9 protein-coding genes are annotated in these 11,118 nt (G+C 69.7%); 5 read left to right on the top strand and 4 right to left on the bottom strand.

Annotated features, from left to right (window positions below):
- The first annotated feature begins 6 nt into the window (after positions 1–6).
- The 4 genes from ABZ420_RS15915 (at position 7) to ABZ420_RS15900 (ending at position 4,673) form a co-directional block, all read left to right on the top strand.
- Positions 7–2,037, top strand: coding sequence for a biotin carboxylase N-terminal domain-containing protein (locus ABZ420_RS15915; protein WP_357122639.1), 2,031 nt, complete (start codon positions 7–9; stop codon positions 2,035–2,037).
- A gap of 67 nt (positions 2,038–2,104) precedes the next feature.
- Positions 2,105–3,265: an acyl-CoA dehydrogenase family protein gene (locus tag ABZ420_RS15910; protein ID WP_357122636.1), complete on the top strand. Its 1,161-nt coding sequence runs from the start codon at positions 2,105–2,107 to the stop codon at positions 3,263–3,265.
- Between the two features lie 11 nt (positions 3,266–3,276).
- Positions 3,277–4,053 (top strand): enoyl-CoA hydratase family protein, encoded by a 777-nt coding sequence (locus ABZ420_RS15905; RefSeq protein WP_357122633.1) that lies wholly within the window; start codon positions 3,277–3,279, stop codon positions 4,051–4,053.
- Positions 4,054–4,058: 5 nt separating this feature from the next.
- Positions 4,059–4,673 (top strand): TetR/AcrR family transcriptional regulator, encoded by a 615-nt coding sequence (locus tag ABZ420_RS15900; RefSeq protein WP_357122630.1) that lies wholly within the window; start codon positions 4,059–4,061, stop codon positions 4,671–4,673.
- Here ABZ420_RS15900 and ABZ420_RS15895 read toward each other — a convergent pair.
- Positions 4,646–6,016 carry a glycosyltransferase 87 family protein gene (locus ABZ420_RS15895; protein ID WP_357122627.1) on the bottom strand — a complete coding sequence of 457 codons (1,371 nt, stop codon included), beginning with the start codon at positions 6,014–6,016 and terminating at the stop codon, positions 4,646–4,648. The genes ABZ420_RS15900 and ABZ420_RS15895 overlap by 28 nt on opposite strands.
- Before the next feature lie 178 nt (positions 6,017–6,194).
- Between ABZ420_RS15895 and ABZ420_RS15890 the strand changes: the two genes are divergently transcribed.
- Positions 6,195–6,752, top strand: a complete 558-nt coding sequence (locus ABZ420_RS15890) for a TetR family transcriptional regulator (protein WP_357122624.1) — start codon at positions 6,195–6,197, stop codon at positions 6,750–6,752.
- Positions 6,753–6,807: 55 nt separating this feature from the next.
- On the opposite strand, the gene ABZ420_RS15885 is transcribed toward ABZ420_RS15890, so the two are convergent.
- From ABZ420_RS15885 to ABZ420_RS15875, 3 genes are all read right to left on the bottom strand, one after another.
- Positions 6,808–7,173 carry a hypothetical protein gene (locus ABZ420_RS15885; RefSeq protein ID WP_357034792.1) on the bottom strand — a complete coding sequence of 122 codons (366 nt, stop codon included), beginning with the start codon at positions 7,171–7,173 and terminating at the stop codon, positions 6,808–6,810.
- A 345-nt stretch (positions 7,174–7,518) separates the two neighbouring features.
- The gene (locus ABZ420_RS15880; RefSeq protein WP_357122621.1) at positions 7,519–9,723 is read right to left on the bottom strand and encodes a glycosyltransferase family 39 protein; all 2,205 of its coding nucleotides are present in this window, start codon (positions 9,721–9,723) and stop codon (positions 7,519–7,521) included.
- Positions 9,723–11,000 (bottom strand): bifunctional glycosyltransferase family 2/GtrA family protein, encoded by a 1,278-nt coding sequence (locus ABZ420_RS15875; RefSeq protein ID WP_357122618.1) that lies wholly within the window; start codon positions 10,998–11,000, stop codon positions 9,723–9,725. Before ABZ420_RS15875 ends, ABZ420_RS15880 begins: the two co-directional genes overlap by 1 nt.
- Between the last annotated feature and the right edge of the window lie 118 nt (positions 11,001–11,118).

Here is an 11,118-nt window from a genome sequence, read left to right as displayed (position 1 = left end):
CCGGATATGACTGCATCGCACGGCGATTCGAATACGGGTGGGCAGATCACGAACGTTCTCGTCGCCAACCGTGGCGAGATCGCGCGCCGGGTCTTCGCCACCTGCCGCCGGATGGGTCTGGGCAGCGTCGCGGTGTACTCCGACGCGGATGCCGCCGCGCCGCACGTCACCGAGGCGGACGCCGCGGTGCGGCTGCCCGGCAACACGCCCGCCGAAACCTATCTGCGCGGTGAACTGATCATCGAGGCCGCACTGGCCGCGGGCGCCGACGCCATCCACCCGGGTTACGGGTTCCTGTCCGAGAACTCCGATTTCGCCAAGGCCGTTCTCGACGCAGGGCTGGTCTGGATCGGCCCGCCGGTCGAGGCGATCGAGCAGATGGGCTCGAAGGTCGCCTCGAAGAAAATGATGGACGCCGCCGGAGTGCCGGTGCTGGCCGAGCTGGACCCGGCCGAGGTCACCGAGTCCCACCTCCCGGTGCTGATCAAGGCCTCCGCGGGCGGCGGCGGGCGCGGCATGCGCGTGGTGCGCGAGCTGGCCGATCTGACCCCGCAGATCGAGGCCGCACGGCGCGAGGCGGAATCCGCCTTCGGCGATCCGACGGTCTTCTGCGAGCGCTACCTGGAGACCGGCAGGCACATCGAGGTCCAGGTGATGGCGGACACGCACGGCGCCATCTGGGCGGTGGGCGAGCGCGAGTGCTCCATCCAGCGCCGCCACCAGAAGGTGATCGAGGAGGCTCCGTCGCCGCTGGTGGAACGCATCGAAGGCATGCGGGAGCGACTTTTCGAGGCGGCCCGCCTCGCGGCGGGCGCGATCGGCTACACCGGCGCGGGCACCGTGGAGTTCCTCGCCGACGAGCAGGGCGAGTTCTTCTTCCTGGAGATGAACACCCGTCTGCAAGTGGAGCATCCGGTCACCGAGTGCACCACCGGCCTGGACCTGGTCCGGCTGCAACTTGACGTCGCCGTGGGCGGCGCGCTACCCGCCGAACCGCCCGCGATGCGCGGACACTCCATCGAGGTGCGGCTCTACGCCGAGGACCCGGCGCAGGACTGGCAGCCGCAGAGCGGAACCGTGCACCGGATCGACATACCCTCGGTGCGCACCGAATTCGATCTGCTGGACCGGCCGGGCGTGCGCCTGGACACGGGCGTCGTAGACGGCTCGGTGGTCGGCGTGCACTACGACCCGATGCTGGCCAAGGTCATCTCCTACGCCGAGACGCGCGGCGAAGCGGCCCGCTTGCTGGCCGCTGCCCTGCATCGTGCCAAGATCCACGGCCTGGTCACCAACCGCGACCTGCTGGTGCGCGTGCTGCGTCATCCGGCGTTCCTGGCCGGTGACACCGACACCGCGTTCTTCACCACGCACGGGCTGGACGTCCTCGCCGCTCCGCTGGTGTCGGCGTCCGACGAGGCGTTGTCCGTCGTGGCGGCGGCACTCGCCGAGGCCGCCGCCAACCGTGGCCGCGCGCGGGTGGGCGGCGGGCTGCCCAGCGGATGGCGGAACCTGCCGTCGCAATCGCAGCGCAAGTCGTACGAGAGCCGCGCGACCGGGACGCACGAGGTGGGATACCGCTTCGGCCGGACCGGCGTCACCGTGGACGGTCACGACGGCCTGGAACTCGTCGAGTCGGCTCCCGATCGTGTCGTGCTGTCGGTTCCGGGCGAACGCGGCCCGGTGCGCAGGCGATTCGAGGTCGCCCGCTACGGCGACCAGGTCTACGTCGACTCGCCGCTCGGCCCGGTGGCGCTGCGCCGGGCGCCGCGCTTCAGCGACCCCGCCGACCAGGTGGCCACCGGCTCGCTGCTGGCGCCCATGCCCGGCAGCGTGATCCGGCTCGGCGCCGAGGTCGGCAGCCAGGTCGAACAAGGTCAGCCGATTCTGTGGCTGGAGGCGATGAAGATGGAGCACACCATCGCCGCGCCCGCCGCGGGCGTGCTCAGCGCCGTGAACGTCACCGTCGGCCAGCAGGTCGACGTCGGCGCCGTGCTTGCGGTCGTCGAACCCGTAGAAACGCAGGAGAACCGATGAGCCACAATCGCGCAGCGCTCATCGAGCCGACGGGGTGCGGGAGCCCCCGCAAGATACAGGAGAACTGATGAGCTTCATCGAAACCGACGAGCAGAAGGCGCTGCGGGCCGCCGTCGCCGCACTGGCCGCGAAATACAACTACCGCGACTACGTGCTGCCGAAGGCGCGCAAGAACGAGCCGCTGGACGAATTGTGGCAGGAGGCGGGCAAACTCGGCTTCCTCGGAGTGAACCTGCCCGAGGAGTACGGTGGCGGCGGCGCGGGCATGTACGAGCTGTCGCTGGTGATGGAGGAGCTGTCCGCGCAGGGAGCGGGCCTGCTGCTCATGGTGGTCTCCCCGGCCATCTGCGGCACCATCATCACCGAGTACGGCACCGACGAGCAGAAGCAGGAGTGGCTGCCCAAGCTCGCCGACGGCTCCGGCAAGATGGTCTTCGGCATCACCGAGCCGGACGCCGGCTCCAACTCCCACCAGATCACCACCACCGCGCGCCGCGACGGCGACGACTGGATCCTCAACGGCCGCAAGATCTTCATCTCCGGCGTAGACCAGGCCGAGGCCGTGCTGATCGTGTCCCGCACCGAGGACCACAAGACCGGCAAACTCAAGCCCGCCCTGTTCATCGTGCCGACCGACGCCGAAGGCTTCACCAAGACGGCGCAGGAGATGGACATCATCGAGCCCGACCACCAGTACAGCCTGTTCCTCGACGACGTCCGGCTGCCCTCCACCGCGCTGGTCGGCAAGGAGGACGCGGCGTTGATGCAGCTGTTCGCGGGCCTCAACCCGGAGCGCATCATGGGCGCGGCCATGGCGATCGGCCTGGCCCGCTACGCCATCGATCGCGCCGTGGAATACGCCAAGGAGCGCACGGTGTGGAAGACGCCGATCGGTGCGCACCAGGGCATCTCGCATCCGCTCGCCCAGGTGAAGGTCGAACTGGAGCTGGCGAAGCTCATGATGCAGAAGGCCGCGACCCTGTACGACACGGGCGACGAGATGGGCGCCGCCGAGGCCGCCAACATGGCGAAATACGCGGCGGCGGAGGCCAGCATCAAGGCGCTCGACCAGGCCATCCAGACCCACGGCGGCTCCGGCCTGACCAGGGACGTCGGGCTGGCCGCGATGCTCGCCGCCGCGCGCATCGGCCGCATCGCGCCGGTCAGCCGGGAAATGGTCCTCAACTTCGTCGCCCAGTACTCGCTGGGCCTGCCGAAGTCGTACTGAGGGGACGTCGCATGACCGAGACGGCTCCGTTCGTCCGCTACGAGGTGAGCGACGGCGTCGCGACGCTCACCTTCGATTCGCCGCACAACCGCAACGCGCTGTCGTCCAAGCTGGTCGCCGAGCTGCTGCGCGGGCTCGACGACGCGGCCGCCGACGACGCGGTGCGCGTCGTCGTGCTCGCGCACACCGGCAACACCTTCTGCGCGGGCGCCGATCTGAGCGAGGCCAGTGACGCCGATCCGGCCGTGGCCGCCGATGAGCGCACCCGGGTCATGATCGGCGTGCTGCGCAGGCTGGTGGAGATTCCGAAGCCGGTGATCGCGCGGATCGACGGCAACGTGCGGGCAGGCGGTATGGGCATCGTGGCGGGCTGCGACCTCGTCGTCGCCGGACCGGCCAGCAGTTTCGCGCTCACCGAGGTGCGCATCGGGCTGGCGCCGTTCATGATCTCGCTGACCCTGCTGCCCAGGCTCAGCCCGCGTGCGGCCGGCCGGTACTACCTGACCGGCGAGAAGTTCGACGCCGCCGTGGCCGAGGAGATCGGCCTGGTCACCGTCACCGCCGACGACCCGGCGGCCGAGGTGGCGCGGCTGTGCGCGGAGGTGCGCAAGGGCTCCCCGCAGGGGCTGGCGGAGGCCAAGCGACTGGTCAACGCGGGCATCCTCGCCGAGTTCGACACTTCCGCCGAAGAACTCGCGCGGCGTTCGGCGAGCTTCTTCGGCACCCCCGAGGTACACGAGGGCATGCTGGCCTTTTTGCAGCGCCGCCCGCCGAGCTGGGCAGAATGACGACCATGGCGACACCCCACGAACCCAAGCAGGACCGCAGCCGCGCCACCCGCCAGCGCCTGCTCGAGGCGACCATCGACTGCCTGGCCGAGATGGGCTGGGCGGCCGCGACGGTCGCCGTGGTCGCCGAACGGGCCGGGGTGTCGCGTGGCGCGGCGCAGCATCACTTTCCCACCAGGGAGGATCTGATCACCGCCGCGCTGGAGTACATGTTCGACACGCGCAGCGGGCAGGCGGTGCAGGAAGCCGCGACGCTGACGGAGCTGGGTGACGGCCTGGCCCGCACCGAGGCGGTGGTGGCGGGGCTGGTCGAGTCCTACACCAGCCCGTTGTTCAAGGCGGCCCTGCAAGTCTGGACGCACGCCGCCGCCGACCCGGTGTTGCGGGAGCGGATCGTCCCGCTGGAGGCCCGCTTCGGGCGCGCCTCGCACCGCCGCGCGGTCGAAGCCCTGGGTGTGGACGACTCGGACCCGGTCACCCACCATTTGGTGCAGGCGACCCTGGACATGGCCCGCGGTCTCGGCCTCGCCGACGTCCTCACCGACGATTCGGCCCGCCGTAAGCGGATAGTCGAACAGTGGGCGGCCACGCTTCACGCCGCCTTGCACGCCTCCCGCTGAACCGGAGCCCGCGACCGGGCCGGACGCGATGGCTCGAGTACCGGTCTCGGTGTGCGCGAGAGCAGGACGATAGCGGTGACGAGCGCGGCGAGCGTAAGCAGGGCGTAGGAGTTGCCGTCCAGGAATTGCACGATATCCCAATGGAATTCGCGGCCGTTGGTCTGCGGCACGAACCAGATCAGCCCTTGCGGCAGCAGCGGAAGGGTTTCATCCCAGGCTCCGATCGAGTCCACCTGCATCGGCCAGGCGAAGGCGAACAGCATGATCGCGGCGGGCACGGCGATCGCGCCCGCCCGTGATCGGCGGGACAGCGCGTGACCGGCCCATACCAGCGCGGGCACCATCCACACCCAGTAGTGGGTCCAGGAGATCGGTGAGCACAGCAGCGTCACACCGGCGGCGAGCAGGATGCCGAGCATCTCGTCGCCTCGTGCGTGCGCGATCCGAGCCGCGGCCAGTCCGGCCAGGCCGAGCGCGCCCGCGCCGAGCAGCCACAGCACGTGGCTGTCCCATGTGGTCCATTGCAGGCGGCCGAGCAGACCGTTGAGCGACTGATTCTGCACGTAGGCGAAGCCGATCCGGTTCTGGGACGCCACGGTCGTGGTCCAGAACTGGGCCGCCTCGGTCGGCCGATACCAGAAACCGGCCGCGACCGTCGCCGCGAAGGCGCCCATGGCGATGGCGGCGGCCTTGATCTGGCGCGTGACCACGAGATAGACGATGAACACCGCGGGCGTGAGCTTGATCCCGGTGGCGATCCCGATGAGGATGCCGCGGCTCCAGTGCTCTTTCGGGATCGTGAAATCGCCCAGGACCATCGCCATCAGGATCATGCTGATCTGTCCGAAGCGGAAGGTCTGCTGTACGGGCTCGAGCCAGAGCGCGGCGCTGCCGACGGCCAGTGTCACCGCGAGCATGCCGAGCCCGCGCCGATACCGCAGCAGCACGGCGGTGCACCACACGCCGGCATACAAGGCGATCAGTGTCGCGACCACCATGCCGGTGCCGACATAGTTGATCGGGAACCGCGCCAGTTCCGCGCAGATCCACGCTGCGAAGACGGGATAGAGGAACGGCAGGAACAGCGGGCCGCGTGCGGTGTACAACTGGGCCGGGTGCAGCGCGGCGGCGTTGCCGCCCCACATGTAGACCTGCAGATCTATTTGGTGCCAGTACATCTCCCAGTTGGGGCGCAAGAACAGCAACCAGAGGGTGAGCGAGGCCGCGGTGAAAACGATGGCCGCGCCCAGCGCCGGCCGGGTTCGCGGACGAGGGCTGCGCGCGACCGGTAGCTCCGTCGCAGGCGCGACAACGACAGTTGTCGCCGGTGCGACAGTCGCCATGCCTTTTCCTTCATCAGATGTCGGTTGAATCGGGCGGGATCGGAGCCGGAGATGGTGACCGGGCCGATCCTGCGGGCAACGCTGAAACCGTAAGCGGGACTAACGATACGGCTACTATTTCTGTAGTGTCAGGAGGGGGAACTGTAACCTGTGTCACTACCTACGTAGTATTCGAAGGGTGTCCACCAAACGCGACCTCGTCTTGGACGCGGCGATCGACCTGCTGGGATCCCGCGGTACCCGCGCGCTCACCCACCGCGCGGTCGACGAGGCCGCGGGCATGCCCGCCGGATCGGCGTCCAATTACTTCCGCACCCGGGAAGCGCTGCTGATCGGTATCACCGAGCGCCTAGAGGCGCGCGACTACGCGGATTGGGAGGTGCTCACCCGGCAGCCCGCGCCCGGCACGATCGACGAACTCGTCGAGGGCATGGCCGCTTTCGTCGTGCACGCGGTGCGCGCCGACCAGGTGCGCACCTTGGCCCGCTATGCCCTGTTCCTGGAGGCGCAGTGCATTCCCGCGCTACGCGAGACCATCCGCCGAGGACATCTGCGGCTGACCGAATGGACCGCGTCGCTGCTGACGGGTATCGGCGTGGATCAGGCGGTGGCGCGGATCGTGGTCGACCAACTCGACGGGGTCATCCTGCATCAGCTGGTGAACCCGGCGGCGGACTTCGATCCGCGCCCCGCGTTGGACCGGCTGGTGCGCGCGCTGGCCGCCGGGAGCGATTGACCCGCGGCGCTCGCCGAGCGGCCTGCGCATCGCGGCGCGCCGCACGCCGCGCTGCTCAGCACAGACCTTGCTGCTCGAGCCTTCCCGAATCGATGGCGTAGGAGGAAGCTCCGATGGCGGCGCCGATCAGGCCGACGATGATCGCGCCGGGAATCGCGCCGACGAAGAAGACGGGCAGGCCGACGAGCGCGCCGATGGCGGCGCCGATCGCCGCGCCGATTCCCGTGCGCAGTTCGATGGTGTCGCCGGGCGGCAGGCATGCCTTGATGTAGGTCACCTGCGGGGGTTCGCCGGTTGCCGCGACGATCGATTCGGCTCGGTCGGCGGGGGCCGCCGACGCGGTGGCGGCGAATCCGACGGTGAGCGCGGTTGCGACCAGTGCGCTGACCACCGTCACGGCCAGCTTCATGAAAGCGTTCAACTGTTTCCCTGAAAGTTCGCGGTGGACACGTCAGCTGATGGTCCGGCTACCGGCCCGGAGCCGTCACGCGTCCGATCATCATCGCTGGAGTTTTGGGGGATGCCAAGAGTGGGCGCTCGAATCATCGGCGCCGGTCGCATGTTCGAGGTTCCGCCGCTGTGCGCCCGCGCGCATTCGCGGGATTGCGACCAGGGAAGGTGACTGCCGCACAACGCGATCCGCACCGGCGCCGAGGTATGGCGCCGGTGCGGATGCGGTGTTCAGCGGGCGCAGGGGGTCGCGCTGAACACCGGGAGGCGATGCGGCCCCGGGGAATGCAGGGCGACAGGACCGCATCGCGCGGTTTCAGTGGGTGGCGGTCAGGTCGTACAAAGTGACCCCGTCCACCTGGGTGGCGGTGAAGTTCTCCTGGACCCACTGCGTGATCTGGGCGCTGGGGGAGGAGTCGGACGAACCCGGTCCGCCCCGTCCGCCGCCGACGAAGTAATGGATCTTCCCTTCGGCGACATAGTGCTTGAACTGCTCCAGTGTCGGCGAGGGGTCGCTGCCGTTGAAGCCGCCGATGGGCATCACGGGCAGTTCGGTGGCCAGCTGCAAGCCCGCGGCGCTGTTCGAGCCGATGGCCGCGGCCACCCAGGTGTAGTCGCCGCCATTCTGCTCGAGCAGGGACACGACCTGGGCGCTGGGTTCGCTCGCCCCGAGCAGACCGCCGATTCCGCCGCCGTTGGGGCCGGGACCGCCGTCTCCGGGCGTGCCGGGCATACCCTGCATCGGCGGGATTCCCTGCCCATCGGGCATCATTCCGGGCGGGATCATCGTGCCGTCGGCCTGTGGCGCGGCACCAGCCGGGAAGCCGGGCGGTGTGCCCGTGCCGTCCGGTATCTGCCCGCCGGGCGCGTTGCCCGGCTGGGGAATACGGCCGTCCGGTGTCGTGCCCTGCGGGCTCGTTCCCGGCGAACGCCCATCCGGCGGCGTACCGCCTGGGACCTGTCCGGCACCATCGCGGCCGGTGGTCCCGGTTCCGTCCGGCATCCGGCGATTCATCCCCGGCATTCCCTCGCCCCACGGTGGCCGACCACGCATCGCGACGTTCGGCCCGGCCGAAGGAATCGAACCCGCGTGCGGCGTCGCGATCGTGTCGACGGCGTAGGCGACCGGTCCGGCGAGGAAGGTGAACGCCACGGCCAGCGCCGACGCCACGGCGAGCTTGCGCGGCGCGGGCAAGAGCACGGCGAGCGTCGCGATCACACCGACGACCAGCACCGTCCAGCGCAGCCACGACTGCCATTCCGGACTGCGGGACAACAGCAACCAGGCGGTCGCCGTGGTGAGACCCACCGCGAGCGCCGACGCCATCCGCACCCACAGCCGGTGCCGTCCCCGCCACGACAGCACCGCACCCGCGCCGACGAGCGCGGCGATGGCCGGAGCCAGGGCCACGGTGTAGTACTGGTGGAAGATGCCGGCCATGAAGCTGAAGACCAGCCCGGTCCCCAGCAGCCATCCGCCCCAGAGGACGAGCGAGGCGCGCTGCGGATCGGTGCGAGCGGCTTTGCCGCGCAGCAGGATTCCCACCACGAGCGCGACCAGCGCGGCGGGGATCAGCCACGCGATCTGACCGCCTTGCGCCGGTTCGAACATCCGCGTGATGCCGGTGCTTCCCCACATGCCGTTGCCGCCCGGCGGAAGGTCGCCCCCCGGTCCCACGCTGCCGCGCTCGTTGCCGTTGAGCCTGCCGAGCCCGTTGTAGCCGAGGGTGAGTTCCAGGATCGAGTTGTCGTGCGAGCCGCCGATCCACGGACGTGACGAGGCGGGCCACAGTTCGACCGCCAGCAACCACCAGCCCGCGGCCACCACCATCGCGGCCGCGGCGGCGAAGAGTTGCAGGATGCGCTTACCGAGTTTCGGCGGGCCCGCGATCGAGTAGGTCAGCGCGAGCGCCGGAACCACCAGCAGCACCTGCAATTGCTTGGTGAGGAAGCCGAAGCCGATCAGCGCGCCGGTCAGGATCAGCCAGCGCCAGCGGCCGTCCTCCACCGCCCGCGTCATCGCCCAGGCGGCCGCGACCATCAGGAACACCAGCAGCGCCTCGGGATTGTTGAACCGGAACATGAGCGCCGCGACGGGCGTCACCGCCAGTGCCAACCCGGCGAGCAATCCGGCCGCGGGCCCGAACGGCCTGCGCACCGTCGCCCACAGCACTGCCACACCGGCCACCCCGAGCAGCACCTCCGGCACCAGGATGCTCCAGCTGCCCAGTCCGAAGGCCCGGACCGACAGCTCCATCAGCCACAGTGAGGCGGGCGGTTTGTCCACGGTGATCGAGTTCGCCGCGTCGGAGGACCCGAAGAAGAACGCCTTCCACGAGACCGAACCCGCCTGTACCGCAGCCGAGTAGAACGAGTTCGCCCAACCGTTGGCGCTCAGATTGCACAGATACGCCACCGCCGTGCCGATCAGTAGCGCCGCCAGCGCCGGATACTCCCAGTTCCGGCGCGGCCTCGGCCGCGGTTCGGTCGCGGCGGGTTGCGCGGTGAGCGTCGCCGTCATCAACGGTCTCCCTCGGCGGCGCTTCCGGTGGCGGCGAGAGCCGGTGCGCTCGACGCGCCGTCGCCTCCGCTGTCGCGGAACACCCAGCGCAGCCCGACGAACCGCAACAGCGTCGCCACCAGATTGGCCACCACCAGGACGAACAGCTCCAGGTGCACCGAGGCGTCCGGCGCCCACCGATGCAGCGCGAACAGCGATCCGCTGGTGAGCGCCAATCCGATGCCGAAGATCACCAGCCCTTGGAACTGATGCGACACGGCTCCGTTCGAGCCGCGCACGCCGAAGGTGAAGGCCCGGTTGGCGGCGGTATTGCCCACCGCCGTGATCAGCAGCGCGGCGAAGTTCGCCACCTGCGCGCCGGCGAGGGGCTGCAACAGCACGTAGAGCAGCAGATAGGCCAGCGTGCTCAGCACGCCGACGATCGCGAACCGCACGAGTTGCCCGACCATGCCCAGCGGCACCCCCGGCACCAGCGGTTCGCGGCCCACCGACCGGCGCAGTTCCTCGAGCGGCAGCGTGCCGGTGGCCAGCGCCCGACCGAGCCGCCAGATGCCGAGGAGGTCTTTGCGCGCGGTGTCGACGATGTCGACGCGGCTGTCCGGATCATCGATCCAGTCCACCGGAACCTCGTGGATGCGCAGCCCCGCCCGCTCGGCGAGCACCAGCAATTCGGTGTCGAAGAACCACTCGCCGTCGTGCACCAGCGGCAGCAGGCGGCGCGCCACGTCGGTGCGCATGGCCTTGAAGCCGCACTGGGCGTCGGAGAAGTGCGCGCGCAGCGAGGCTTTCAGCAGCAGGTTGTAGCAGCGCGAGATGATCTCGCGCTTGGGCCCGCGCACCACCCGCGACGCGGCGTCGAGCCGGGTGCCGATGGCCAGGTCGGAATGCCCGGTGATCAGCGGTGCGACCAGGGGCAGCAGCGCGTTCAAGTCGGTGGACAGGTCGACGTCCATATAGGCGACCACCTGCGCGTCGGAACGTTCCCACACCGCTCGCAGCGCCCGCCCGCGCCCCTTGGCGGACAGGTGCACCACCCGTACGTCGTCCAGTTCTTCGGCGAGCAGCTGGGCGACCTGTAGCGTGTCGTCGGTGCTCGCGTTGTCGGCGACCGTGATGCGCGCCGGGAAGGGGAACCCGTCACGCAGGTAGGCGTGCAGTCTGCGGACGCACACGCCGAGGTCGGCCTCTTCGTTGTAGACGGGTATCACCACGTCCAGCACGGGCGCACCCGTGGTCTCGGTCCGTTCCGCCGCCGCGACGGTCAAGGTCTCGGTCATGCGAACAACACTCGACGGCTACGCTGCCACGCTGCTGGGCCTCAGCTGTGAGGTTCCTGGGGGTGCCGCCCGAGCCGGATCACGCCGCGGGCAGGCCACATAGCGTACGGTCGATCAC

It is taken from the genome of Nocardia sp. NPDC005745 (assembly GCF_040630775.1).
Lineage (GTDB): Bacteria > Actinomycetota > Actinomycetes > Mycobacteriales > Mycobacteriaceae > Nocardia.
The sequence above is the reverse complement of the archived record's forward strand: the minus strand, read 5'-3'. Positions and strand labels throughout refer to the sequence as shown.